Raw genomic sequence first — 26,308 nt, forward strand, 5'->3', positions numbered from 1 at the left:
GCGCCGCGCTGCGCGCGGGCAGGAAGCCGAAGGTGATGCCTATGAGCGAGGAGCAGGCGACGGCCAGCACGATGGAGGCGGCCGAGAACGACAGCTGGAAGCTGGAGCCCGACAGGCTCACTGCCAGGCCCAGGCTCAGCGCCAGAGAGACACCCAGGATGCCGCCCACGATGCAGACCAGCACGGCCTCGATCAGGAACTGCTGAAGGATGTCCGACTGGCGCGCGCCGATGGCCATGCGCACGCCGATCTCGCGCGTGCGCTCGGTCACCGACACCAGCATGATGTTCATCACGCCGATGCCGCCCACCAGCAGCGCGATCATGGCGATGGCCGAGACCAGCAGCGTCAGCGTGGTGCTGGTGCGCGTGATGGCCTGGCGGATCTGGTCGGAGTTCCAGACGAAGAAGTCCTTGGTGCCGTGGCGTTCCGTGAGCAGGCTGGTGGCCGCCTTCAGTGCGATCTCGGCCGGCACCTCGTCCTTGATGCGCAGCGTGATGCTGTCCAGGTGGTACTTGCCGACCAGGCGCGTGGCGGCCGCCGTGTAGGGCACGAAGAAGGTGGGCGTGGAGCCGCCGAAGCTGTTTTGCGCGGGGCGCAGCACGCCCACGATCTCCACGGGCATCTCGCCCAGCATCACCACCTCGCCCAGCGGGCTGGGGTTGCCGGGAAAGAGCGCGGTGGCGGCCTTCTGGTCGATGACCGCGACCTGGGCGTGCAGGTCCACGTCGCGCTGGTCGAAGAACCGCCCTGACGCCAGGCGCAGGCCCTTCACGCGGAAGTGCTCGAAGCCCACGCCCGTCACCTGGGCCATGGCCGCGTTCTCACGGTACAGCGCCGTGACGCTGACCGACACATTGGGCGTGGCGCTGTCCACATAGGGCTGCTCGGCCAGGGCCTGGGCATCGGCGGCGACCAGGGTCTCGATGGCGGCGGCGCGCGTGTCTCCGAAGTCCTTGCCGGGGAAGATGTCCAGCGTGTTCGTGCCCAGCTCGCTGATCTGGTTCATCACCTGCTGCTGCGCACCGCGCCCCAGCGCCACCACCGAGACCACGGCAGAGATGCCGATGATGATGCCCAGCATGGTCAGGAAGGTGCGCAGGCGGTGCGCGTTCATGGCCCGCAGCGCCATGCGCAGCGCTTCGCCGAAGCGGTCGCCGAACATGCGCCAGGAGGCGGCGCGCGGGGCGGCTGTGGCCTCCAGCGGGGGCTTGCTTTCATGCGGGGCGCTGCGCCGGTCCGCGATGATGGCGCCGTCGCTGATCTCGATCACGCGCGAGGCGTGGGCCGCCACGGCCATGTCGTGCGTGACCAGGATGATGGTGTGGCCGTCGGCATGCAGCTCCTGCAGGATGCGCATGACCTGCTCGCCGCTGGCCTTGTCCAGCGCGCCCGTGGGCTCGTCGGCCAGGATGACGGCGCCGCCGTTCATCAGCGCACGGGCGATGGACACGCGCTGCTGCTGCCCGCCCGACAGCTGGCCCGGCCGGTGCTGCATGCGGTCGGCCAGGCCCAGGCGTTCGAGCAGGGCGGCCGAGCGCGCATGGCGGTCCGTGGGCGCCGTGCCGGCGTAGACCGATGGCAGCTCCACATTGCCCTGGGCCGTGAGGTCGGCCAGCAGGTGGTAGCGCTGGAAGATGAAGCCGAAATGCTCGCGCCGCAGCGCGGCCAGCGCATCGGGGCCCAGCTCGCCGGTCTCGCGGCCGGCGATGCGGTAGCTGCCCGAGGTCGGATGGTCCAGGCAGCCGAGGATGTTCATCAGCGTGGACTTGCCCGAGCCCGAGGCGCCGACGATGGCCACCATCTCGCCGGCCTCGATGGTCAGGTCGATGTCCTTGAGCACGGCGACCGTGGTGTCACCGGCGGGGAACTCCCTGCGCAGTCCCCGCATCTGCAGCAATGGCTGGTCCATGCTCACATTCCCATGGGGTCGGCGGCGGGGGCGTTGTTCGGGCCCGCCTCGCCTATCACCACCTGCTCGCCCGCCTCCAGGCCCGACAGCACCTGGGCCTGGGCATTGGTGCGCAGGCCGATGCGCACCTTGCGCTCGGCGACCTTGCCTTCGCCGTCGCGCACGCGCACGGTGTAGCTGTCGTCCTCTGCCCGGCTGCCCAGTGCGGCGGCCGGCACCAGCACGGCCTTGTCGGCCTGGGCCACGCGCACGGTGACCTGGGCGGTCATGGAAGGGCGCAGCTTGCCGTCCGGGTTGGGCACGTCGAACTGGGCGTTGTAGTAGATGGCCTTGGCGGCTGGCGTGGCCGCAGCGGGCGAGGCGCCGCCGCCCGCGTCATTGACGATGGAGGTCGGTGCGGGCTCGATGCGCTCTATCTTCGCCATGTGCTTTTGGCGGTTGCTGCCCAGCGTGGTGAACCATGCGGTCTGGCCGAGCTGGATCTTGTCCACGTCGGCCTCGGCAATCTCGGCACGCACGGTCATCACGTCGAGCTTGGCCAGCATGACGATGGTGGGCGTGGTCTGGAAGGAGTTCAGGGTCTGGCCCTGCTTGGTGACCACGGCCACGATCACGCCGTCCATGGGCGCCACGATGCGGGTGTAGCCCAGGTTGATGCGCTCGGTCTCCACCTGGGTGCGTGCCTGCTCGATCTGGGCCTGCAGGGCGCCGACCTCGGCCTGGGCCGTGTCCAGCGCCGCCTTGGCGGCCTCATGGTCGGCGCGCGAGGTGGCGTCGGCCTGCAGCAGTTCCTGCTGGCGCTGGAAGGTGAGCCGGGCCTGGACGAGGGCCGCGCGCCGCGCGGCCAGCTGCGCCTGCAGCGCGGTGACCGAGGCTTCGGCATTGCGCAGCTTGATGCGCTGCGGCTGGGCATCGACTTCGGCGATCAGGTCGCCGGCCTTGACCTGCTGGCCCAGTTCCACATGCAGGCGCTTGACCTGTCCGGAGACCTGGGCGCCCACGGCGACCAGCTCCTTGGCATGCAGCCGGCCTACGGCCAGCACGGTCTGCTCCAGGTTGCCCACGGTGACGGCGGCCGTCGCGTACCGGGTGGCGGGCTTGGCGCTGGCCTTCCACAGTGCGCCCCCGGCGATGATGCAGGCGCCCACCACGGCGCCAATGGTCCACTTGCGATTGAACTTCATTCTTCCCCTGCCGCGCGGTCGGCCGCAGGGGAAGAAGTTCCTGCCCGGCGCCGCGCCCAATGCTCGAACTTACCAGTCTGGCGCGGTTCGATGTCCCGGCATTGACCAAGGCATGGAGATTCAGTGGAGAAAAGCGAGGGGCGGGAGCGGCCGGGCTGCCCCCCGGCTCACCGCAAGTTCAGCGCCAGTATTGGCACTTGCTCTCTGCCTTCGTCGTCCAGACCTGCTCGGCCGGCAGCTTCTTGACCAGCTTGTAGTAGTCCCAGGTGCCCTTGGATTCGGCGGGGGATTTCACTTCCATCAGGTACATGTCGTGCACGTAGCGGCCGTCCTCGCGCAGGTAGCCGCTGCCGAAGAAGTCATCCATCTTCATGCCGCGCCAGGTGGCCATGACCTTGTCGGCGTCCAGCGTGCCGGCCTTCTCCACGGCCTTGAGCCAGTTCATGGTGGCCGAGTAGTCGGCCGCCTGGATCTCGCTAGGGCGGCGCTGGGTCTTGGCCATGAAGGCATCGGCGAACTTGCGCGAGGCATCGTTCATGTCCCAGTACCAGCTGGTGGTGAACTGCATGCCCTGGGTGTTCTTCAGGCCCAGGCTGTGCACGTCGGTGAAGAACACCAGCAGGCCGGCCAGCTTCATGTCCTTGGTCACGCCGAACTCGCGCGCGGCCTTGATGGAGTTGATGGTGTCGCCACCCGCGTTGGCCAGGCCCAGGATCTGGGCCTTGGAGTTCTGCGCCTGCAGCATGAAGCTGGAGAAGTCGCTGGCGTTCAGCGGCGTCTTGACCGAGCCCAGCACCTTGCCGCCGCGCGCCTCGATGATCTTGGTGGTGTCCGCCTCCAGCGCATGGCCGAAGGCATAGTCGGCGGTCACGAAGTACCAGCTCTTGCCGCCGGCCTCCACCACGGCCGCGCCCGTGCCCTTGGCCAGGGCCACGGTGTCGAAGGCGTAGTGCACGGTGTAGGGGCTGCACTGCTCGTTGGTCAGCGCCGAGCTGCCGGCGCCGTTGTCGATGAAGACCCGCTTTTTCTCCTGCGCCACCTTGGCCATGGACAGGGCCGTGGCCGAGTTCGTGCCGCCAAACACCAAGCTGATGCCCTGCGTGTCTATCCACTCGCGCGCCTTGCTGGCGGCAATGTCGGCCTTGTTCTGGTGGTCGGCCGTCAGCAGCTCGATGGGCTTGCCCAGCAGCTTGCCGCCGTAGTCGTCGATGGCCATCTGTATCGCCACGGCGCCGTTCTTGCCCTCGACATCGGCATAGAGACTGGACATGTCGGTGATGAAGCCGATCCGAACCTTGTCCTGCTGCGCCAGGGCCGGCGTTGCCAGTGCGGCGGCGCACAGTGCCAGGGCCAGCGGTGTCATCAGCGATGTCTTGGGGCGTTGCTGCATGAAGTCTCCTTGCTTTGGATGGAAAAAGCCCGCTGCTGTTGCGCAGGGGCCGGGGTGATTCCATGCTGGCAGGGACAGGGGCCTGCCGCATTGGGGCAAGCACGGGCTTGGTGGCCCCGGTGCGACAGTACAGCCGCTCATTCTTGCAACGTGGCTGGCCCGTTGATTGAGCGCCATGCGCTGCGCATCCCGGCCGTGGCTTGTGCGCGCGTCAGGATCTGCTTTTCCGTTCCGTGACTTGGAGATGCGAAAGCACTGGACTTGAATTAATTTGTCTAGAAAAACAATCAAAAATTCAGGTTTTGCTTAGAATAATGGACAAATGAAAACGCCAGAAAAGTCCACCCTTCTTCAGCGCCAACTGCTTTTGCAGTTCGGTGACCGGCTCAAGCGTCTGCGCAAGGAGCAGGGGCTGGGCACGGTCGAGATGGCCTCGCGCGTAGGCATATCCCGCAGCACGCTCGCTGCGGTCGAGTCCGGCGATCCCGGGCCATCCATGGGCACGTACCTGCGAGTCATGTCGGAACTGGGCATAGGGGGAGAATTGGCATTGCTGGCGGGCGACGCCCTGCAGCCCGCGCCCGCAGGAACTGCCGCAGCCCGTTCGCGCCATGCCAGGCCCGTCGTACAGGTTCTGGTGCGTGCGCAGGATGCGCGCCATGAAGTGCAGGATCTGCAAAGCTTGGCATTGCATGAAGAAGCCGTGCGCCTTGTGCGATCTGACCCGGCATTGCTGCAGCAGGCACAGGACACGTTGGAGAGGTGGTTGAGCCAGGGGGATTCGCATTCCGCCAGCCTGTGGAGGCAGTGGCAGGATGTCTTGCAAAATGGCCGCTGGCGCACCATCCTGGCCCGCACGCGAAGGGCCCAGGAACTGCGCCAGGCCTCGCCCCTGACATCGGTTCTGCCCGAACAGGTGCGCCAGCAGGTACTGGCGCAGGTGGGGGATCTCAAGCGGGGCGTTGCATTGGGAGATACAGGGCGGGCCTATGAACCGAGAGGATCTTGAGCACATCATTCGTGCGAGCGGGGATGTGACGAATGAGTATGAATTCGTCATCGTGGGAAGCCAGGCAATCCTGGGCTCCATCCCGTATCCCGAGCCGGTTTTCAAGATGTCCGCAGAGGCGGACATCTATCCGCTCAACGCTCCGGATCTGGCGGACCGGATCGATGGATCCATTGGCGAAGGCTCTCGCTTCCACGAGTCCAATGGCTACTACGCGCAGGGCGTGGGCCCGGACACGGCAGTGCTTGCCTCAGGCTGGCAAAACCGTCTGCACCGTATCCAGAACGGCAATACCAACGATCGCGTCGGCTATTGCCTTGATGTGCTGGATCTCTTCCTCTCCAAGGCCCAGGCGGGGCGCTATAAGGACCGGGTGTTTTGCATGGCACTGATGGAGCATGGCCATGTACAGGTCGATGCGGCACTGGAACTGGCAAGCGGCATGCCGTTGGGTGATGACGGCAAGCGGCAGTTGCGGGCCCGGATTCAGCGCTGGTTCAAGGGGCTGAAAAAATAAAAAGCAGCCCGCAGGCTGCTTGTCGATTGCCGTGTCCGCGCGCTCAGGCCGCAGGTCGCGCGGTGCGCACTGCGCTCTTGGGGCGGAACGCCTTGCAGACGCTGTCATCCGTTTCCAGATAGGGCCCGCCGATCAGGTCCACGCAATAGGGCACGGCCGCAAAGATGCCGTTGACCGTTTGTGTGCCATCAGGGTTTTGCAGGCCTTGCAGAGTCTCGGCAATCGCCTTGGGCTGGCCCGGCAGGTTGATGATCAGGCTCTTGCCACGGATCACCGCCACCTGGCGCGACAGAATCGCCGTGGGCACAAAGGCCAGGCTGATCTGGCGCATCTGCTCGCCAAAGCCCGGCATTTCCTTGTCGGCCACGGCCAGGGTGGCCTCGGGCGTGACATCGCGCGGGGCGGGGCCGGTGCCGCCCGTGGTCAGCACCAGGGAGCAGCCTGCATCGACCAGTTCGATCAGCGTGGCGCTGATGCCGGCCTGCTCGTCGGGGATCAGGCGCGGCTCGAAAGTGATGGGGTTCCTGAGCGCGCGGGTGAGCCAGTCCTGCAGGGCCGGCAGGCCCTTGTCCTCATAGACGCCGCTGCTGGCACGGTCGCTGATCGAGACGATGCCGATGCGCACAGCGTCATGGACGGGTTCACTCATCGTCAGCTTCCTCGCCAGCGCCGTCACCGTCCTCGGCGGCCTCGCGGCCCGTACCGCCCAACTGCTGGCGAACCAGCTGGAAGAGATCGCGGTAGGCGCGGCCCTTGCGCTGGGCCAGGCCGGTGGATTCCTGCACATTGGCCTCATGGGCGCCCGGCATGTCCTTGCGGGCCTGGCGGATCAGGGCGCGCAGCTGCTGGGTGTCGGTGTCGGGGAAATGGTCCAGCCAGATGGACAGGGCCGATTCCTCGGCAATCAGGCGGTCGCGCCATTGCTCGGCGGCGTGCAGGGCCATCTTCTCGGCGGCCGAGCCGTTGTGCTGCTCGTCCAGCGCCGCGCGCACGGCGGCGATCTCGGTCTCGTCCAGCTTGCGCATGAGCTTGCCGACGAATTGCATCTGGCGGCGCTTGCCTTCGAAATTGGTGATGCGCTTGGCTTCGGCCAGGGCATCGGCCAGCTGGTCGGGCAATTGCAGGCGCTTGAACAGGTCGGAGCGCAGCGTCAGCAAATCCTTGCCGAGGTCCTGCAAGGCGTCGGACTCGCGCTTGAGATCCGTCTTGCTGGAGTCGGGGGTGCCTTTGAGTTCGGCCTTGAGCTGCAGGTCGAGTTCGCTGCCTTCGGCAACGAAGTGACCTTTGACGTAGTAGCCTTTTTTGGGTTTGCGTGACATGGGGTAGGGGACAAATGCAGTGGCGGCGCGGAGAGCGCTGCAGTGGCGGCTATCATAGCCGCCGCTATGAAAAAACCCCGTCCCCGCTCGGCAAGCACCGCCAAACCGCAGGCTGATTCCGGCTTCAGCTACAGCCAACCGTTTTTTGAAGACTTGGTGGACCGTGCCCTGGTCCACGCCAAGAAGCTCGGCGCCACCAACGCCGGGGCCGAGGCTTCCGAGGGCTGCGGCCTGAGCGTGAGCGTGCGCAAGGGGGCTTTGGAGACCGTGGAGCGCAACCGCGACAAGTCGCTGGGCGTGACCGTCTACCTGGGCAACCGCCGTGGCAACGCCAGCACCTCGGACTTCTCGGATGCCGCCATCCAGCAGACCGTGCAGGCCGCCTACGACATCGCACGCTTCACGGCCGAAGATCCCATGGCCGGTCTGCCCGATGCGGCCGACATCGCCCAGCCCGGCACCCACCGCGACCTGCAGCTGTTCCACCCCTGGGACCTCACCAGCGAGGCTGCGGCCGAACTGGCGCTGCAATGCGAGGAAGCCGCGCTGCGCACGCACAAGCGCATCACCAACAGCGAAGGCGCGGGCGTTTCGGCCCAGCAAAGCCATTTCTTCAGTGCCCACACCAATGGTTTCCGTGGCGGCTACGCGAGCTCGCGCCACAGCCTGTCGGTGGCGCCCATCGCCTCGCTGCCCGGCCGCAATGGCGAGATGCAGCGCGACGCCTGGTACAGCTCCATGCGCAACGCGGCCGACCTGGCCTCGCCCGAAGCCGTGGGCCGCTACGCCGCCCAGCGCGCCCTGAGCCGCCTGGGCAGCCGCAAGATCCCGACCACCGAATGCCCGGTGCTGTTCGAGTCCACGCTGGCCGCAGGCCTGCTGGGCAGCTTCGTGCAGGCCGTCAGCGGCGGCGCGCTGTACCGCCGCAGCACCTTCCTGCTCGACTCGCTGGGCAAGCCCGTCTTCCCCAAGCACATCGACATCACGGAAGACCCCTTCATCCTCGGCGGCAAGGGCAGCTCGCCCTTCGACGAGGAAGGCGTGCGCGTGCAGGCTCGCAAGGTGGTGGATGCCGGCCGCGTCGAGGGCTACTTCCTGTCCAGCTACTCGGCCCGCAAGCTGGGCATGAAGACCACCGGCAATGCCGGCGGATCGCACAACCTGGTCATGACCTCGCGCCGCACCAAGGCCGGCGACGACCTGCCCGCCATGCTCAAGAAGCTGGGCACGGGCCTGTTCGTGATCGAGCTCATGGGCCAGGGCGTGAACTACGTGACCGGCGACTACTCGCGCGGCGTCAGCGGTTTCTGGGTGGAAAACGGCGAAATCGCCTTCCCCGTGCATGAGATCACCATCGCCGGCAACCTCAAGGACATGCTCAAGGGCATCGAGGCCGTGGGCGCAGATGCCTACAACTACGGCGCCAAGACCGTGGGCTCGATCCTGATCAACCGGATGAAGGTGGCGGGCAGCTGAGCGCTGGTTCAGCTCAGGAATAAAGCGGCTTTTTGAAGCCGCTTTTTTGTGGATCTACACCACTCGCTGCCTCTGCACCCCCAGCCCCTCGATCCCCAGCTCCATCACATCGCCAGCCTTCAGATAGCGCGGCGGCTTCATGCCCATCCCGACTCCCGGGGGCGTGCCGGTGATGATGAGGTCGCCGGGCTCCAGCGTCATCACGCGGCTGCAGTGGCTGATGAGTTCGGCGCAGCCAAAGATCATGGTGCGCGTGCTGCCGCTCTGGCGGCGCTCCCCGTTCACATCCAGCCATAGCTGCAGGGCCTGCGGGTCGGGCACTTCGTCGCGCGTGACCAGCCAGGGGCCGATGGGGCCGAAGCGGTCGAAGCCCTTGCCCTTGCTCCATTGGCCACCGCTGCGCTCGATCTGGTATTCGCGCTCTGACACATCGTTGGCAAGGCAGTAGCCGGCCACATGCTCCAGCGCATCGGCCACGGACACATTGCGCGCGCGCTCGCCGATGACGATGCCCAGTTCCACCTCCCAGTCCATGCGTGTGCTGCCCTCGGGCAGGGGGATGTCGTCGTCGGGGCCGCAGGCGCAGCTGGGCCATTTGGCGAAGAGGATGGGCTCCTTGGGAATGGGCATGCCGGCTTCCTCGGCATGGTCGCGGTAGTTCAGGCCGATGGCAACGAACTTGGACATGCCGCTCCACGGCATGCCGATGCGTACCGGACCTTGTACCAGGGGCAGCCTGGCGGGGTCGATGGCGGCCAGGGCCCGCAGCGCCTCGCGGCCCAGCAGGCGGGGCGTGTAGTCGTCCAGCAGGGCGGACAGGTCGCGGATCCGGCCTTCGGCATCCAGCAGGCCGGGCTTTTCCTGGCCCTCGGGGCCGAATCTCAGCAGTTTCATGGAGTCTCCTTGGAATGCTCTGGAATGTCTTGAAATGGGCTGGCTGCTTAGTCCACCTGGATGCCTGCCTGCCGGATCAACTGGCTCCAGCGTGCCAGGTCGGCTGCCGTCTGCAGCCGCAGTTCTGCAGCGGTGGGGGCGTAGACGCTGGCGCCCATTTTGCGGAATTTCTCGCGCAGTCCGGGTGATGTCTGGGCCTTGTGCACGGCCTGGCGCATGCGCTGCACTTCCTGCGAGGGTGTGTCCTTGGGTGCGTACAGCGCAATCCACAGGTCGCCAACCAGGCCGGCAACGGTGTCGCGGGCCAGGGGCAGGTCGGGCAGGAACTCGCTGCGCTGGTCGGAGAACACGGCCAGGGCTTTGACGTCGCGGCTTTGCAGGTAGGGCATGGCCGAAGGCAGGGTGCTGATCAGCATCTGTATGCGCCCGGCCATCAGTTCGGTCATGGCCGGGGCCACGCCACGGAAGGGGACATGGGAGGCATCCACCTTTTCGGCGCGCTTGAGGAATTCCATGAGGATGTGCGAGTAGGTGCCGTTACCGGCAGAGCCGAAGAAGTACCTGCCCGGCTCCCTGCGCAGCAAGGCCAGCAGCTCGGGCAGGGTGGACGGCGCAAAGTCCTTGTTGACCAACAGCACATGGGGCACGCTGGCAATGCCGGCCACGGGCACGAAGTCGCGCAGCGTGTCGAAGCCCGGGTTGGCGAACAAGCCGGGGTTCATGGTGACGATGCTGGCAGATGTCAGCAGCCAGATGTTGCTGCCGGCTTCGGCGCGTGCCACGTAGGCTGCGCCGACATTGCCCCCGCCGCCGCCCCGGTTCTCGACCACCACGGGCCGGTCGAGTTCGCCGCGTAGCAGCGGCTCCATGACGCGCGCCACGATGTCGTTGGAGCCGCCCGGCGCGGCAGGAACCACCAGGGTGACCAGTTGCGCAGGGGCCGCGTGGGCTGGCAAAGAGAGCAGGGCGGCGTGGCCCAGGGCTGCCGCCGTGGCGACCCTGGTGAGCAAAGTCCTGAGAAAGGCCATGGTATGTCTCCTTCGTTGTATGGGCTGAGGGTTCATTCGGTCGGGGCAGGGTGATCGCTCCAGGCGCCCGGTGGCACCAGGTGCTGGTGCTCTCCCAGCGCAGGGCCCAGGCTGCGGATGGACCCCGGTGTGCGCGACAGACGCGGAAAGACGTTGTGCATGGGCAGGGGCTGGCCGTCGGCATCGGGGATGCGGGTGATGCAGGCCCTGGCGCGCACATGCTCGTCGGCCAGCAACTGCTCCACGTCAAGCACCGGCCCCACGGTCACCTCCCATTGGCCGAAGTGCAGCAGGTTGTCCTGCAGGCTGCGCTGTGCCACAAAGCCGGCTATCAGCGCGTCCAGCGCATCGACATGTCGCAGCCGTGCCGCGTTGGTGGCGAAGCGGGGATCGCTGCACAGGTCCTTGCGGCCCATGGCCTGGAAAATCCGTTCGGCCATGCGCTGGGTGGAGCCCGACATCACCAGCCAGCGCCCGTCGGCGCACTGGTAGGCATTGCGCGGTGCGGCGATGTCGGCACGGTTGCCCATGCGCCGTGGCCGCCGGCCGGTGCGCTGGAAGATGGCGGGGTCGGGGCCGAGCACGGCCAACATGGGTTCCAGCAGCGACAGGTCCACCACCTGGCCGCGGCCACCATTGGTTTCCACTTCGCGCAGTGCGAACATGGTGGCGCCCACGCCCGCCAGGCCCGCGATCATGTCGGCCAGGCCGAGGTTGGGCAGGGCGGGCGGCTTGTCGGGAAAGCCATTCTTCTGGGCAAAGCCCGAGAAGGCTTCGACCAGGGTGCCAAAGCCGGGCCGTTGCGCATAGGGACCGGTCTGGCCCCAGCCTGAGATGCGCACGATCACCAGGCGGGGATTGCGCTGCAGCAGGACATCGGGTCCCAGTCCGAACTTTTCCAGTGCGCCGTGGCGAAAGCTCTCCACCAGGACCTGTGCCGATTCGGCCAGCTGCAGAAGACTTTGCACATCGGCCCCGTCATGCAGGTCCAGGCAGATGCTTTTCTTGTTGCGCGCGTAGATCTGCCACCACAGCGGCTGGCCGTCGTTCTTCCAGTCGCGCAGGGTATCGCCGCCCGGCGCCTCGACCTTGATCACTTCGGCGCCGAAGTCGGCCAACTGCAGCGTGAGCATGTTGCCTGCAGCCAGGCGCGACAGGTCGAGCACGCGGATGCCGCGCAGGGGCAGGGCGCCTGTGTTGTCCGTGGCGTTCATGCGGCTTCCCCGGTGCTGCGCAGCAACTGGCGTGCGCGCTCTGCAATGGGTGCATCGACCATGCGGCCGTCAACGGCCGCGGCGCCCTGTCCCTGCGCCAGCGCCTGTTCATAGGCCAGCACGGTGTCGCGCGCCTGGCGCAGATCCTCTTGGCTGGCTCCGAAGGCTGCGTGCACGGCCGCCAACTGGGCCGGGTGGATGCAGGCGGCACCTTGCATGCCCAGTGCGCGGGAGATCCGGGCCAGTTCGCCGAACTGCGCAAGATCCGCATAGCCGCCGATGCTGCCTGCCAGCCCCATGGGATGCAGCCCGGCTGACACGGCTGCGATGACCACGGCCTGTGCCGGCATGGCAAGGGCCTGGGGTGTGGGCGCCACGCCCAATGCAGTGGCGAAGTCCTCGCCGCCAAAGGCCAGCGACACCAGCCGGGGCGAGGCCCGGGCAATGTCCTGCAGACGCATCAGCCCGGTGGGCGTCTCCACGATGGCCTGCAGCAGCACCGGCGGGCTGCCGTGGATATCGACCAGGGCTGCGATGCGCTGCACATCGGCGGCAGATTCCACCTTGGGGATGACCAGGCCATCGCAACCAGCCTGCAAGGCGGCCTCGGTATCGGCCTGTGCCAATGCCCTGTCCGCGTTGATGCGCACCAGCACGGGGCACTGCCCGCGCAGGCTGGCGATGGCCGGTTGCAGCATGGCGCGGGCCTGCTGTTTCTGCGCGGGGGCAATGGCGTCTTCCAGGTCCAGCACGAGGGCGTCGGCACCGCGCCGCCCTGCGCTGGCCAGCATGCGTGCGGAGGTTGCAGGAACATATAGCAGGGATCGGGGGTGGAACGGCATGGGGCTTGGGTAGCGGAGTGGCGGTAAGCACAATGTAGGCAGCACCTCGCAGCGCATGGCTGAGGAATTCAGAACCGGCCTTCGTGCAAATCGAACCCCTCTTCGGACCTGACATGGAATTGCGCCAGCTCAGATACCTGATTGCCGTGATCGATGCCCAGAGCATCACCCGCGCCTGTGATGTGCTGCACGTGGTGCCATCCGCCGTGAGCCACCAGCTCAAGCTGCTGGAGCAGGAACTGCAAAGCACGCTGCTGGTACGTGGCGCGCTGGGCGTGCAGCCCACGGCCACGGGCCGGCTGCTGTACGGCCAGGCACAGGCCATCCTGCGGCAGGTGGCCGATGCGCGGGCCTGCGTTCAGGTCGAGGAATCGCAGGTGGCCGGTTCTGTATCGGTGGCCATTGCGGGCAGCATTGCCCAGGTGCTGGCCGTTCCCCTGCTGGCCGCCTGCCGTGAGCGCTGGCCGGCCGTCATCCTGTCCATCCACGAAGGGCTGAGCGGCCATCTGGTGGAGGGCGTGCACAGTGGCCGCTTCGACATGGGGGTGCTCTATGCCTCGGAGGCCACGGCCAAGCTGGAGACGCGGCCCGTGGTACGCGAGCCTTTCTTCTTTGGCTGCGCCCGCGCCCTGGCGCCCGAGGCGGATGGCAAGCCCATGTCGCTGCAGGATCTGGCACGGCATCCACTGCTGCTGCCCAGCCTGCCCAATGCCACACGCGGTGCGCTGGACCGGGCCTTTGCGGCGCTGGACACCGGCTACCAGGTGGCAGGCGAGGTGAACTCCACTGCCACCCAGATCGGTGCGGTGCGCGCAGGGCTGGGCGCCAGTGTGCTGCCGTGGATCAGCCTGCGCATGCTGCGGCCACGGCGCTCCACGGTGATCCGCCCCCTCGATGTCGAGCACCTCTACCGCGACGTGCTCACGGCCACGAAGCCGCAGGCCGTCCGCAGCCGCGCCAGCGCCATGGTGCTGGCGCAGTTGGAGCACCTGCTGCGGGATATCTACGCGCCCCTGGCTTCCCATCGCTGACTGCGGACCGCTGGCAGCCCCATGCCTGCATGTCGGCAAGGCGCTGTCCTACCGGATGAGCAGGGTTTGGGAAGGCGACACGACTGATTCAAATTGTCAAATTTGTTCCTGAATGTGTTTCTTCCGTGCCAGCAGTCTGGCCGGTTTGCGTAGGTGGTTCGAGGGAGAGCGACGTGGGTTTTCTGAGGCGTATGAAGTTGGGAACCATGCTGGGCATGGGTTTTTTCGCGGTGATCGTGGTTTGCGTATGCGTGGCAGCCTTCGGCTGGATGAAGTTGCGTGACCAGGGCGAGCAGCTGCGCGTGCTGGCCGAGGACCGCATGGGCAATCTGGCCCGGCTGCAATCGCTCAAGGACAACGCCAATGCGTCGGCGCGGGTGGTGCGCAATCTGGCGCTGATCACCGATCCGGCGCAGATGACCGAGGAGAGCCGCCGGCTGGATGAGGTGGTTGCCAGGAACGGCCTGGTCATGAAGGAGCTGGACCAGCGCCTGCAGACCGAGCAGGCGCGCCGGCTCTTTGCCGAAATACGTCAGGCGCGCCAGCCTTTCGTGGAGACCATGCGCCAGGCCGGTGACCTGGGCCTGGCCAACCAGGGCGATGCCGCCAGGGATCTGATCATGGGGCGCCTGCGCTCCTTGCAGACGACCTATTTCGATGCGGTCGAGGCACTGGTCGATTACCAGAAGGCACAGACGCAGGCCACGGTGGACGGCTCCCTGCGCCGTGTGGCCGAAGACGGCGTGGCCATGCTGGTGCTGACGCTGCTGGCCGCCGCGCTGGGCGGTCTGGTGGCCTGGATGATCACCAGGACGGTCAAGCAGCAGCTGGGCGGCGAGCCCTCCTATGCCGCCGGGGTGGCGCGCCAGATCGCGCAGGGCGATTTGTCCGTGCGGGTGCAATTGGCGCCCGGAGACACCTCCAGCCTGCTGCGCGCCATGGAGGACATGCGGGCCGGCCTGGCGCGCGTGGTTGCCGATGTGCGGCAAAGCAGCGAATCCATCGCGACCGGCGCCAGCCAGATTGCCTCGGGCAATGCGGACCTGAGCCAGCGCACGGAAGAGCAGGCCAGCAACCTGGAGCAGACCGCCGCCTCCATGGAGGAGATGAACGCCACCGTCAAGCTCAATGCCGATACGGTGCGCACGGCCACCCAGCTGGCCGCGTCGTCGAGCCAGGCCGCCACCGGCGGCGGCAAGATCGTGGACCGCGTTGTGGCGACCATGGAGCAGATCACCGCCAGTTCCCGGAAGATCGAGGACATCATCGGCGTGATCGACTCCATTGCCTTCCAGACCAACATCCTGGCGCTCAATGCCGCCGTGGAGGCGGCGCGGGCGGGCGAGCAGGGGCGAGGCTTTGCGGTGGTGGCATCCGAAGTGCGCAGCCTGGCCCAGCGCAGCGCGGGGGCAGCCAAGGAGATCAAGGCCCTGATAGGCGAGAGCGTGTCCAAGGTGGACGAGGGCTCGGGCCTGGTGGGCGAGACGGGTTCCGCGATGAAGGACATCGTCCAACAGGCGCAGCGCGTTGCCGACCTGATCGGCGAAATAGGCGCGGCCACGGCCGAGCAGGCCGACGGTGTGGCGCAGGTGGGCGATGCCGTCGTACAGCTTGACCAGGTCACGCAGCAGAACGCGGCCCTGGTCGAGGAATCGGCGGCGGCTGCCGCAAGCCTGAACGCGCAGGCTGCCAGGCTGGTCGATCTGGTCAGTCTGTTCAAGCTGGACGGGGTGTCTTCGTCCGTGCCCCTGCCCGCGTCCTCACCGGCCCAGGCGCCAGCGCCGGCCGCCGCAGGCAGCAAGGGCGGCCAGCGGACGACGGCGTCCGCAGCGGCACCCAGGGTTGCTGCAGCGCCTGCCAAGGTCACCCCGCTGCGCAATGCGGTCGAGCGTGTGGACGAGAACTGGGAAGTGTTCTGACCGCGAGCTGGGCAATGCCGCGCTGTGCGCGTGGAACCGGGGGACTTGCCGGCCTCATGCCGTCGGATGGGGTGGGGTCTGCCCAGGTGCATGCCCCGGCGCCTGCCCAGATGCCTGCCCCGGTGCATGGGCCGGCATGTTGCGCACATGCAGGTCCAGCTGCGGGAAGGCCACGGCAATGCCAGCGTCCTTGAGCCGGTCGTTGACGCGGCGGTTGAGGTCGTGGCGCACGGGCAGGCGGTCTTCGACCTTGCCCACGTAGGCGCGCAGCTCGAAGCGCTGGCCGTTGCCTTCCAGCGCCATGAACCAGCAGTTGGGCTCGGGCTCGCGCAGCACCTGGGGGTGTTCCCTGGCAATGCCCAGCAGCATGTCGCGCACTCGCTCGGGGTCATTGCCGTGGGCCACGGGCACGTCGATCACCAGGCGGGTCACGTCGTCGCTCAAGGTCCAGTTCGTCACCTGGCCCGTGATGAAGGTCTTGTTGGGGATGACGATTTCCTTGTTGTCGAAGTCCAGCACCGTGGTGGCCCGCGTGCGGATGCGCGTGACGGTGCCGGTGAGGGTGTCGATGGTGATGACATCGCCCACGCGGAAGGGCCGCTCCACCAGCAGGATCAGGCCCGAGACGAAGTTGGCGAAGATCTCCTGCAGGCCAAAGCCCAGACCCACGGTGAGCGCCGCCACCATCCACTGCAGCTGGCCCCAGCGCAGGCCCAGCAGCGTGAAGGCGCTGACCGTGCCCGCGATGGTGATGGCGTAGCGCGCCAGCGTGGCCAGGGTGTAGCGCGCGGAGCTGCTGATGCGGTTGGAGGCCGACAGCGTCACTTCCAGCAGGCCCGGCAGGTTGCGTGCAAAGCTGAAGGTGAGCAGCAGGATCATCACGCCCAGCAGCGCATCCATCAGGCTCACGGGGGCGGCATGCGCGATGCCGTCGGCGCCGGTGTTGGTGGTGTACCAGAGCACCACGCCTTCGGAGCGCAGCAGCGCAGGCAGCACGGGCAGCCAGGCGTAGACCAGGGTCAGCACGACCAGCACCTGCTGCAGCAGGCCCAGCAGCCGGTGCGCCTGGGCGCCCACGGTGACCAGGGCCATCTGGGTGGCTTCGTCGGTGGGTGCCTTGCCGGTGTCCACGCCCGAGCCGCTCTGCGCCAGCCTGGCGGCTTCGCGCAGCCGGTTCAGCGCCAGGCGCCGTTCGCCCAGCAGCAGCCAGCGCCGCAGCAGGTTGACCACGACCTCGACCGCGCCCAGGAACACGAAGCTGGCCATCAGGGCCTGGATGAATTCGGTGGCCGTGTAGACATAGCCGAGCACGATGCCCACGGCCAGCGCGCTGAGCATGAGCATCAGCACCACGCTGACGATCTGGCCCCAGTGGATGCCGGGCCGCTTTTGCTGCATGACACGGCGAAAGTACAGCCAGGCCATCCAGGCCAGGCCCAGCGACAGCATGAGGATGGAGATGCGCCCCCAGGTGCTGATGGCGTGGTTGTCATGGCTGTAGAAGGCCAGGCCGCCCAGCAGTTCGGCAGGCACGATGAGCCAGGCGGCGCGGCGCACCATCTGGCGCAGCATCTGCACGCGAGCGGCCGGCCAGCCGAAGTGGGCCAGTGCCAGCCCGCCCGGGCAGAACAGGGCGTTGAGCAAGGTGGCCACGAAGATGAAATCGCTGAGCTGGACCAGGGTGGCGCCCAGCGGCTCCAGCGCCGTGCCCACGGTTTCGGGGCCTTGCAGCAGGCTGCCCAGCGCCGCGGCCGCAAAGCTCCAGGGCAGGGTGTAGAGCAGGCTCCAGCCCAGCGCGAGCAGGCTCAGCCCGAAGTTGTCGCGCATGAAGTCGCCCACGCGCACGGAGATGGCCTGCAGCTGGCGCAGCGCATAGCGGCGCAGGCCCAGCAGCAGGGCCACGATCAGGCCGACGGCGCCAAAGGCCCAGGGATCGTTCCAGATGCTGGCGGCCAGGGCGCGCGCGGTTTTCCAGGGGGAGCTGCTGCCTTCGATGTCCTGCTCCAGCGCCTGCCACTCGCTGAGCCAGGTGCGGTCCATGGGGCGGTGGCTGGGGAACCACAGCAGTTCCTTGTCCAGCACCTGGCGCAGTTCGTTGCCGCTGCGCAGGGCGGCGCGCAGGGCTTCATCGGTCTGCTCCAGCACGGCAATGCGGCGCAGCAAAACGGGCTGCAATTGATCGGTGAGCGCCACCTGCCGGGCCAGCAGGGCGGTCTGCTGTGCCGAGGTGGATGCATTGATGGCCGTGGTGGCGCTGGCGGCAGGTTCAGGTGCCGCCACGCCGCCTGCATCCGCAGCGTCGGCCGGGGCCTGTGCCGCCGTGTCCGCGCCGGGGTTCTGGCGCCATTTGCTGGAGTTGAACAGCATCAGCCGCAGTTCGGCCAGCTGGCGCTGCACGGCGCGGTGCCTGGACTGCAAGGTGTTGCCGGAGGACAGCTCCACGCGCTGCTGCCACAGCCACTGGCCCACGGCCGCGCTGCCACCGCCCAGCCGCAGACGTGCCTGGGTGTCGCGCAGCGTGGCGCTCAACTGGTCGCGGACATATTCGTCATTGGCCAGGGTCTTGCGCTCCTGCGCCAGTTCATTGGAGTTCTTGAGGATCTGCGCGGCCAGCGCCGCATTGCGCTGGGCCAGGTCGCGTATGGCGGGATCGGCGGCGGAAGCGTGCTGGGCGGCCAGCTCCATCTCCTGCACCTGCTGCTCCAGTTGCTGGCGGCTGCGCTCGGCAATGCGCTGGGTCAGCCAGGCGGCGCGCGGCATGCGCTCCAGCAGCTCGCGGCGCTGGGCCTGCAACTGGGCGGCCAGCAGGCGCTGACGGGCTTCGATGGTGGACTGCTCTTCCTGGCGCAGCGCCAGCTCCAGCAGGGCGCGGCGGTGCTCTGCGCTGCGCCTTGCCTGGCGGGCCTGGGTGAGGTCGGGGGCTTCGCCGGGCTCGGCGGTCACGGGCTCGGCGTTTTCCTGCGCGCGTTGCTGGAGGATGGACAGATCGATGCGTCCCGGGCCGGGTTGCGAGACCAGGTTGGCCTGGTCGGCCGCGGATTTTTCGATGCCCACCTTGAGTGCGGCGATGGCATCGCGCTCATCGGCCAGCAGGCGCTCCAGCACCTCCTGGCTGGCGTTGGCGGGAACGCGTTCCTTCCAGCGATCGAACAGGCTGCCCAGCTGCTCGTCGCTCAGCGGCGCGGGCAGGGCAGGCACGGGCGTGCGTGCCCTGGCGCGCAGGCGGTCCAGTTCCTGCGCCAGTGCATCGGCTTCCTTTGTCGCCGATGCGGCGGCATCCAGTTGGGCCTGAATGGCGTTGCTTCGTTCCTTGTCGGACGCGGAGCCACCGCCCAGCGTGCCCTGCAAGGCACCCAAAGGGCCTGCTGCCGGTGCGGCCTTGGCCAGGCCCGGTGCCAGCAGGGCGAGCAGCAGGCCGAGCACCAGGCACATGGCCGGCAGCCGGTGCATCGGCGTCACGGCAGCCAGTTTGCGCGATGGGCGACCGGCGGCAAGTATGGGGTTGTCGGCAGGAGACATCGGTTCTGAATTCGGGCCTGTGCCGCTGTGTGAGTGCGGACTATCATTTGTCAAAAGTGGGAGCGTCAGGCGCTGTATTCACGGGCCTTGCTGCAGGCCCGGCTGGCTCAAGCCCCTGTCCCGGCGCCGCAAAAAGCGGGGTAGTCCAGGAACCTGACATTGTGACCTCGCGCGCAATGCAGACATGTGGGACGTATGAGCTATTCAAAGCCGATGCAAGGTGCTACAACAGTTCCACACGGTAGCGAATGCCTTGCAACTTCGCGGCACTGTTCGCCCTCGGGTGCCGCCGGGAGAGGTCGTATGGATGTCATCAGCAACTCGGCTGCACGTTACGTTCGCCTTCGCGAAGAAGAGATGTCGCTGGACGAATTTCTCGCCCTGTGCCAGCGCGATCCCATGGCTTACGAAGGTGCTGCCCAGCGCATGCTGGCAGCCATCGGCGAACCTGAAATGGTGGACACGCGCAATGATCCACGCCAGTCGCGGCTGTTTGCCAACAAGGTCATCCGGCGCTATCCGGCCTTCGCCGAGTTCTACGGCATGGAAGACTCCATCGAACAGGTGGTGAGCTTCTTCCGCCATGCGGCCCAGGGCCTGGAAGAGCGCAAGCAGATCCTCTATCTGCTGGGCCCCGTGGGCGGTGGCAAGAGCTCCATCGCCGAGCGCCTCAAATACCTGATGCAGAAGGTGCCGTTCTACGCCCTCAAGGGCTCGCCCGTGAACGAGTCGCCGCTGGGCCTGTTCGACCCCGTGGAGGACGGGCCGCTGCTGGAGGAGCAGTTCGGCATTCCCCGGCGCTGCCTCAACCATGTGCTTTCGCCCTGGGCCGTCAAGCGCCTGGAGGAGCTGGGCGGCGACATCCGCCAGTTCCGCGTGGTCAAGCGCTATCCCAGCATCTCCAGGCAGGTGGGCATTGCCAAGACCGAGCCCGGCGACGAGAACAACCAGGACATCTCCAGCCTGGTGGGCAAGGTGGACATCCGCAAGCTGGAGAACTTTGCCCAGGACGATACCGACGCCTACAGCTACTCGGGCGGCCTGTGTCTGGCCAACCAGGGCCTGCTGGAGTTCGTGGAAATGTTCAAGGCGCCCATCAAGGTGCTGCACCCGCTGCTGACGGCCACGCAGGAGAGCAACTACAAGGGAACGGAGGGCTTTGGCGCCATTCCCTTCGACGGCATGGTGCTGGCCCACAGCAACGAGAGCGAGTGGAAGGCCTTCCGCAACAACCGCAACAACGAGGCCTTCCTGGACCGGGTCTACATCGTCAAGGTGCCGTACTGCCTGCGCGTGTCGGAGGAGGTGCGCATCTACGAGAAGCTGATCCGCGAGTCGTCCCTGGCCAGCGCCGTGTGCGCGCCCGGCACGCTCAAGATGATGGCGCAGTTCGCCGTGCTCACGCGGCTGAAGGAGCCCGAGAACTCCAGCATCTTCAGCAAGATGCAGGTCTATGACGGCGAAAGCCTCAAGGACACGGACCCGCGCGCCAAGAGCTTCCAGGAGTACCGCGACTATGCGGGCGTGGACGAGGGCATGTCGGGCATTTCCACGCGCTTCGCGTTCAAGATCCTGTCCAAGGTCTTCAACTACGACAGCACCGAGGTGGCGGCCAACCCGGTGCACCTGATGTATGTGCTGGAGCAGCAGATCGAGCGCGAGCAGTTCCCTGCCGAGCTGGAGACCAAGTACACCAGCTACATCAAGGAGTACCTGTCGCCGCACTATGCCGAGTTCATCGGCAAGGAAATCCAGACCGCCTATCTGGAGAGCTACAGCGAGTACGGCCAGAACATCTTCGACCGCTACGTCACCTACGCCGACTACTGGATACAGGACAGCGAGTACCGCGACAACGATACCGGCGAGGCCTTCGACCGCAACGCGCTCAACGCCGAGATGGAGAAGGTCGAGAAGCCCGCGGGCATTGCCAATGCCAAGGACTTCCGCAACGAGATCGTCAACTTCGTGCTGCGCGCGCGGGCCAACAACCAGGGCAAGAACCCCAGCTGGACCAGCTACGAGAAGCTGCGCGTGGTGATCGAGAAGAAGATGTTCTCCAATACCGAGGAGCTGCTGCCCGTGATCAGCTTCAATGCCAAGGCCAGTGCCGAGGACGCGCGCAAGCACGAGGACTTCGTCACCCGCATGGAGGCCAAGGGCTATACGTCCAAGCAGGTGCGCCTGCTGTGCGAGTGGTACCTGCGCGTTCGCAAGAGCAACTGACGGGTGGGTGCGCCGCCCTTCGGCGCGCCCGGGCTGGGGGGAACAGATGGCATTGCAAATCATCGATCGCAGGCTGGCCGGCAAGAACAAGTCGGTGGGCAACCGCGAGCGCTTCGTGCGCCGCTACAAGGCGCAGATCGCCGAGGCGGTGCGCCGCGCGGTGGACAAGCGCGGCATCCGCCACATGGAGGAGTCCGAGAGCGTCTCCATCCCGCGCAAGGACATCCGCGAGCCCGTGTTCCACCACGGGCAGGGCGGCGTCCATGACACGGTGCATCCGGGCAACACCGAGCATGTGCGCGGCGACCGCATTGCCCGGCCGCAGGGCGGCGCAGGCGGCGGCGGCTCCCAGGCCAGCGACAGCGGCGAGGGCGAGGACGACTTCACCTTTACCCTGACCAAGGAAGAGTTCATGGAACTGTTCTTTGAAGACCTGGCCCTGCCGCGTCTGCTGCGCACCCACATCGGCAACACCATGCAGTACAAGACGCGCCGCGCCGGCTACAGCCACGACGGCACGCCGCACAACCTGGCGCTGCTGCGCACCATGCGCGGCGCCCTGGGCCGGCGCATTGCGCTGACCAAGGCGCCGCACCGCGAACTCAAGGCACTGGAGGAGCAGCTGCAAGCGCTGCTGGCGCAGGACGATGGCACCAGCGAGGCGGCGGCCGAGCTGCAGCAGCGCATTGATGCGCTGAAGCTGCGCATGGGCACGGTGGCCTTTCTCGACCCCATCGACCTGCGGTTTCGCAACCGCACGCGCGTGCCTGCGCCCATCAGCCAGGCCGTGATGTTCTGCGTGATGGATGTGTCCGGCTCCATGGACCAGGACCGCAAGGACCTGGCCAAGCGCTTCTTCATCCTGCTGTACCTGTTCCTGACGCGGCACTACGAGAAGATCGACATCGTCTTCATCCGCCACCACACGCAGGCGGCCGAGGTCAGCGAGGACGAGTTCTTCCACTCCCAGGAAAGCGGCGGCACGGTGGTCAGCAGTGCGCTGGTGCTGCTGGACCAGATCATCCGCGCGCGCTATCCGTCCGCGGACTGGAACATCTACGTGGCCCAGGCCAGCGATGGCGACAACTTCGGCGACGACGGCTCCAACTGCCGCAACCTGCTGGTCGAGAAAATCCTGCCGCTGGTGCGCTACTTCGCCTATGTGCAGGTGGTGCAGGAAGAGCAGAGCCTGTGGCAGGAGTACAGCCAGGTGCTGCCGCTGTTCTCGCACTTCGCCATGCGCAAGGTGTCGGACGCCAGCGAGATCTATCCCGTGTTCCGCGACCTGTTCAAGAAAGAGGGGGTATCGGTATGAACCTCTCTCACTATCCCGTGCTGGCGCCCCGCCATGCCACGCCGCAGTGGAAATCCCATCTGGCCAGCGACCGGGCTCAGCGCATCGTGCCCTCCGCGCCGCTGCCGGCGGGGGCGCGGCCGGCCGAGCCTCTGCCCGATCCCAGCGACTGGACCTTCGAGCTCATCGAGCGCTATCACGCAGCGATTGCGGCCACGGCAGAGCGCTACGGCCTGGACACCTATCCCAACCAGCTGGAAGTGATCTCGGCCGAGCAGATGATGGACGCCTACGCCAGCGTGGGCATGCCCGTGGGCTACCGCCACTGGAGCTATGGCAAGGAATACATGGCGACGGAGCGGCGCTACCGGCGCGGCCACATGGGCCTGGCCTACGAGATCGTCATCAACTCCAATCCCTGCATCAGCTATCTGATGGAGGAGAACACCACCGCCATGCAGGCCCTGGTGATCGCCCATGCGGCGTACGGCCACAACAGCTTTTTCAAGAACAACTACCTGTTCGGCATGTGGACGGATGCGGGCAGCATCATCGACTACCTAGTCTATGCGCGCGACTTCATCTCCCAGTGCGAGGAGCGCCACGGCCTGACGACGGTGGAGCAATGGCTGGACTCCTGCCACGCCCTGTCCAACCTGGGCGTGGACCGTTACCGCCGCCCCTCCAAGAAAAGCCTGGCGCGCGAGCGGGCCGAGCGCGAGCAGCGCGAGGCCTATGCCCAGCAGCAGGTCAACGAGCTGTGGCGCACCCTGCCGGCCCGCCCCGGCAAGGACAGCGCGGCGCAGCACAGCGAGCGCTTTCCCAAGGAACCCGAGGAAAACCTGCTGTACTTCATCGAGAAGAACGCCCCGCTGCTGGAGCCCTGGCAGCGCGAGATCGTGCGCATCGTGCGCAAGATCGCCCAGTACTTCTACCCGCAGCGCCAGACCCAGGTGATGAACGAGGGCTGGGCCACGTTCTGGCACTACACCCTGCTCAACACCCTGTACGACGAAGGCTGGCTGACCGACGGCGTGATGATCGAATGGCTGTCCTCCCACACCAACGTCATCTACCAGCCCCCGGCCGGCCACCGCGCCTACAGCGGCATCAATCCCTATGCGCTGGGCTTTGCCATGTACCGCGACATCCGCCGCATCTGCCAGGACCCGACCGAGGAAGACCGCCGCTGGTTCCCCGACCTGGCCGGCACGCCCTGGCTGCCGGCGCTGCACCATGCCATGCAGAACTTCAAGGACGAGAGCTTTGTCGGCCAGTACCTGAGCCCGCAGCTGATGCGCGACATGCGCCTGTTCTCCATCCACGACGATGCCAGCGAACGCGAGCTGCTGGTCAGCGCCATCCACGACGACGACGGCTACCGCACCCTGCGCCAGACCCTGTCGCAGCAGTACGACCTGGGCGCGCGCGAGCCCAATATCCAGGTCTGGAACGTCAATCTGCGCGGCGACCGCTGCCTCACCCTGCGCCACACGCGCTACCAGGGCCGGCCCCTGTCCGACGATGCGCTGGAAGTGCTCAAGCACGCAGCGCGCCTGTGGGGCTTTGGCGTGCAGATGGAAAGCGTCAACGGCGATGGCGACGCGCCCGTGCTGCTGCACTCCGTGCCCGCTCCACCGGCCTGATCAGGCAAGACGCTAGCGCAGCGTGCCCACGTACTTGCGGTTTTCCGCGCGCTGGCGCATCAGCTCGCCGGCGCGCTGCATGAGCGGCGAGCGCTCGGTGGGCCCGGCCAGCGCGGCGTTCCAGGCGGCTTCGAAGCGGTGGGTCCAGTCCACCAGTTCGGGCGTGCTGCGCGCTCCTTCCTGCTCCCGGGCGAAGCGGATGATTTCGGCGGCGTATTCGGCATTGGCCGCCAGCCATTCGGTATCGGTCACGCGGCCGCAGCTTCTGCGCAGCAGCACATGCAGGTGCGCGGCAATGGCCAGGAGTTCGCTTTCGGGCATGTAGTGGGCACTCCTTCGGTTTGACGATCATCGGGCGATCGGGTGCTGGGCCGCTTTGCGGCCCGGCCGTTCATTCACTCAGGCGTTCACGGTGCAGCGCCAGGTCCAGGCCCTGCAGCTCGCTTTCCTCATCCACGCGCAGGCCGATCAGCATGTCCAGCAACCACAGCAGCACGGCCGTGGCCACCAGCGTGAACAAGGCCACGGCCAGCACGCTCACGGCCTGGGTGAGCACGCTGCCCTGCACGCCGCCGATCTGCGGGCTGGCAAACACGCCGGTCAGCAGCGATCCCACGATGCCGCCCACGCCATGCACGCCAAACACATCCAGCGAATCGTCCGCGCCCAGCAGCCGCTTGAGGCCCGTGGCGCCCCAGTAGCAGGCGACACCGGCGATCAGGCCGATGCACAGCGCCGACAGCGGCGTCACGAAGCCCGCTGCCGGCGTGATCGCCACCAGGCCGCCGACCAGCCCCGAGCACAGCCCCAGCAGCGTGGCCTTGCCGCGCACCACATATTCGGCCAGCGACCAGGCCAGGGCGCCCGCGCTGGCGGCAATGTGGGTGACGGCCAGCGCCAGCGCCGCCCGGCTGTCCCCGGCCAGCGATGAGCCGGCGTTGAAGCCGAACCAGCCCATCCACAGCAGGGCCGCGCCCATCATGGTCAGGGCCAGGTTGTAGGGCTCGAAGGGCTCGTGCCCGTAGCCGCGGCGCGGCCGCAGGAACCAGGCGCAGACCAGGCCGGCCACGCCCGCGTTCACATGCACCACGGTGCCTCCGGCAAAGTCCAGCGCGCCCATGCGCGCCAGCCAGCCCCCGGGCTCCCACACCCAGTGCGCCACCGGCGCATACACCAGCAGGCTCCACAGGCCCACGAAGATCAGCATGGCACCGAAGCGCATGCGCTCCACCCAGGCGCCCACCAGCAAGGCGGCGGTGATCACGGCAAAGGCCAGCTGGAACATGGCATAGGCCGCTTCGGGCACATGCGGTGCCAGGTGGCTCACGGCCACCAGGCCCTTGGCGGCGTTGAAATCCAGCCCCGCGAACCAGGCGCGCGAATCACCACCTATCCACGCATTGCCGGGCGTGAAGGCCAGCGAGTAGCCGAGTGCAAACCACAGAATGCTCACCAGGCAGGCAATCGCCACCACGCTGGCCATGGTGTTGAGCACGTTCTTGCGGCGGACCATGCCCGCATAGAACAGCGCAATGCCGGGCAGCGTCATCAGCAGCACCAGCACCGTGGCCGTCATCAGCCAGACCGTGTCCACGGCGCTGATGGATTCCACCGCCACCAGCGACGGCCGCGTGATCGCCTGCTCGGCCGCCTGCGCCGTCTGCGCCGCACCCAGGACCGCGACCCATCCTCCCGCCACCAATGTTCTCAATGCCCGTGCGCACCTGTGCATGCAATGACTCCCTTGTTTGTTGTGGTCATGGGGCCGTCTGCCGTTACCGCCATGGCTGCATTGGCCGGCCTGCAGCGGCCTTGCACAAGTCGTGCCAGCGCACACGGGGCCCTTGGGGCCCGCGCGATGCGGCCGGAACACCAAAACGGGAAAACC

20 protein-coding genes are annotated in these 26,308 nt (G+C 67.0%); 8 read left to right on the forward strand and 12 right to left on the reverse strand.

From position 1 onward, the window contains the following. The 3 genes from ACM14_RS13900 to ACM14_RS13910 all read right to left on the reverse strand — a co-directional run. On the reverse strand, positions 1-1,912 hold a 1,912-nt coding region (locus tag ACM14_RS13900), incomplete at its 3' end, for a MacB family efflux pump subunit (protein WP_065346462.1). Positions 1,913-1,914: 2 nt separating this feature from the next. Beyond that, on the reverse strand, positions 1,915-3,096 hold the full coding sequence (locus ACM14_RS13905) for an efflux RND transporter periplasmic adaptor subunit (RefSeq protein WP_013803516.1): 1,182 nt from the start codon (positions 3,094-3,096) through the stop codon (positions 1,915-1,917). Between the two features lie 178 nt (positions 3,097-3,274). Continuing rightward, positions 3,275-4,486, reverse strand: coding sequence for an ABC transporter substrate-binding protein (locus tag ACM14_RS13910; RefSeq protein WP_012204238.1), 1,212 nt, complete (start codon positions 4,484-4,486; stop codon positions 3,275-3,277). 322 nt (positions 4,487-4,808) lie between these two features. Between ACM14_RS13910 and ACM14_RS13915 the strand changes: the two genes are divergently transcribed. Both ACM14_RS13915 and ACM14_RS13920 read left to right on the forward strand, forming a co-directional pair. Beyond that, positions 4,809-5,495, forward strand: a complete 687-nt coding sequence (locus ACM14_RS13915; RefSeq protein WP_047325806.1) for a helix-turn-helix transcriptional regulator — start codon at positions 4,809-4,811, stop codon at positions 5,493-5,495. After that, positions 5,476-6,012 carry a DUF6036 family nucleotidyltransferase gene (locus ACM14_RS13920; protein ID WP_065346463.1) on the forward strand — a complete coding sequence of 179 codons (537 nt, stop codon included), beginning with the start codon at positions 5,476-5,478 and terminating at the stop codon, positions 6,010-6,012. The genes ACM14_RS13915 and ACM14_RS13920 overlap by 20 nt, the downstream gene beginning before the upstream one ends. Before the next feature lie 43 nt (positions 6,013-6,055). Here ACM14_RS13920 and mog read toward each other — a convergent pair whose 3' ends face one another. Together mog and yjgA are read right to left on the reverse strand one after the other, a co-directional pair. Next, a complete protein-coding gene (gene mog / locus ACM14_RS13925) occupies positions 6,056-6,661 on the reverse strand; it encodes a molybdopterin adenylyltransferase (protein ID WP_065346464.1) in 606 nt (201 codons plus the stop codon). Continuing rightward, a complete protein-coding gene (gene yjgA, locus ACM14_RS13930; protein ID WP_034391380.1) occupies positions 6,654-7,331 on the reverse strand; it encodes a ribosome biogenesis factor YjgA in 678 nt (225 codons plus the stop codon). The genes mog and yjgA overlap by 8 nt, the downstream gene beginning before the upstream one ends. A gap of 66 nt (positions 7,332-7,397) precedes the next feature. Between yjgA and pmbA the strand changes: the two genes are divergently transcribed. After that, positions 7,398-8,807 (forward strand): metalloprotease PmbA, encoded by a 1,410-nt coding sequence (gene pmbA / locus ACM14_RS13935; protein WP_012204243.1) that lies wholly within the window; start codon positions 7,398-7,400, stop codon positions 8,805-8,807. A gap of 54 nt (positions 8,808-8,861) precedes the next feature. Here pmbA and ACM14_RS13940 read toward each other — a convergent pair whose 3' ends face one another. The 4 genes from ACM14_RS13940 to ACM14_RS13955 are packed head-to-tail and all read right to left on the reverse strand — an operon-like array spanning position 8,862 to position 12,842. Continuing rightward, the gene (locus ACM14_RS13940; RefSeq protein WP_065346465.1) at positions 8,862-9,701 is read right to left on the reverse strand and encodes a fumarylacetoacetate hydrolase family protein; all 840 of its coding nucleotides are present in this window, start codon (positions 9,699-9,701) and stop codon (positions 8,862-8,864) included. Between the two features lie 47 nt (positions 9,702-9,748). Beyond that, on the reverse strand, positions 9,749-10,729 hold the full coding sequence (locus tag ACM14_RS13945; RefSeq protein WP_065346466.1) for a tripartite tricarboxylate transporter substrate binding protein: 981 nt from the start codon (positions 10,727-10,729) through the stop codon (positions 9,749-9,751). 32 nt (positions 10,730-10,761) lie between these two features. Next, positions 10,762-11,943, reverse strand: coding sequence for a CaiB/BaiF CoA-transferase family protein (locus tag ACM14_RS13950; RefSeq protein ID WP_065346467.1), 1,182 nt, complete (start codon positions 11,941-11,943; stop codon positions 10,762-10,764). After that, the gene (locus ACM14_RS13955; RefSeq protein WP_065346468.1) at positions 11,940-12,842 is read right to left on the reverse strand and encodes a CoA ester lyase; all 903 of its coding nucleotides are present in this window, start codon (positions 12,840-12,842) and stop codon (positions 11,940-11,942) included. Before ACM14_RS13955 ends, ACM14_RS13950 begins: the two co-directional genes overlap by 4 nt. 56 nt (positions 12,843-12,898) lie before the next feature. Here ACM14_RS13955 and ACM14_RS13960 point away from each other — a divergent pair, with 56 nt between their 5' ends. Continuing rightward, positions 12,899-13,816, forward strand: a complete 918-nt coding sequence (locus ACM14_RS13960) for a LysR substrate-binding domain-containing protein (protein WP_052155357.1) — start codon at positions 12,899-12,901, stop codon at positions 13,814-13,816. A gap of 191 nt (positions 13,817-14,007) precedes the next feature. Further along, a complete protein-coding gene (locus tag ACM14_RS13965; RefSeq protein ID WP_065346469.1) occupies positions 14,008-15,735 on the forward strand; it encodes a methyl-accepting chemotaxis protein in 1,728 nt (575 codons plus the stop codon). 54 nt (positions 15,736-15,789) lie between these two features. Here the strand turns inward: ACM14_RS13965 and ACM14_RS13970 are convergent, their stop codons facing one another. Then, positions 15,790-19,185, reverse strand: a complete 3,396-nt coding sequence (locus ACM14_RS13970) for a mechanosensitive ion channel domain-containing protein (RefSeq protein ID WP_065346510.1) — start codon at positions 19,183-19,185, stop codon at positions 15,790-15,792. A 372-nt stretch (positions 19,186-19,557) separates the two neighbouring features. Here ACM14_RS13970 and ACM14_RS13975 point away from each other — a divergent pair, with 372 nt between their 5' ends. Genes ACM14_RS13975 through ACM14_RS13985 form a run of 3 tightly spaced genes read left to right on the forward strand, consistent with a single transcriptional unit; the run spans position 19,558 to position 24,420 of the window. Beyond that, a complete protein-coding gene (locus tag ACM14_RS13975) occupies positions 19,558-21,480 on the forward strand; it encodes a PrkA family serine protein kinase (RefSeq protein WP_012204247.1) in 1,923 nt (640 codons plus the stop codon). A gap of 46 nt (positions 21,481-21,526) precedes the next feature. After that, on the forward strand, positions 21,527-22,795 hold the full coding sequence (locus tag ACM14_RS13980) for a YeaH/YhbH family protein (protein ID WP_065346470.1): 1,269 nt from the start codon (positions 21,527-21,529) through the stop codon (positions 22,793-22,795). Then, positions 22,792-24,420, forward strand: a complete 1,629-nt coding sequence (locus tag ACM14_RS13985) for a SpoVR family protein (protein WP_065346471.1) — start codon at positions 22,792-22,794, stop codon at positions 24,418-24,420. Before ACM14_RS13980 ends, ACM14_RS13985 begins: the two co-directional genes overlap by 4 nt. A 12-nt stretch (positions 24,421-24,432) precedes the next feature. Here ACM14_RS13985 and ACM14_RS13990 read toward each other — a convergent pair whose 3' ends face one another. Beyond that, complete coding sequence (locus tag ACM14_RS13990; protein ID WP_065346472.1) at positions 24,433-24,741, reverse strand: hypothetical protein; 309 nt, start codon at positions 24,739-24,741, stop codon at positions 24,433-24,435. Positions 24,742-24,811: 70 nt separating this feature from the next. After that, on the reverse strand, positions 24,812-26,152 hold the full coding sequence (locus ACM14_RS13995; RefSeq protein WP_065346473.1) for an ammonium transporter: 1,341 nt from the start codon (positions 26,150-26,152) through the stop codon (positions 24,812-24,814). Between the last annotated feature and the right edge of the window lie 156 nt (positions 26,153-26,308).

It is taken from the genome of Delftia sp. JD2, from assembly GCF_001682645.1.
In the GTDB taxonomy this organism is placed as follows: Bacteria; Pseudomonadota; Gammaproteobacteria; order Burkholderiales; family Burkholderiaceae_C; genus Comamonas; species Comamonas acidovorans.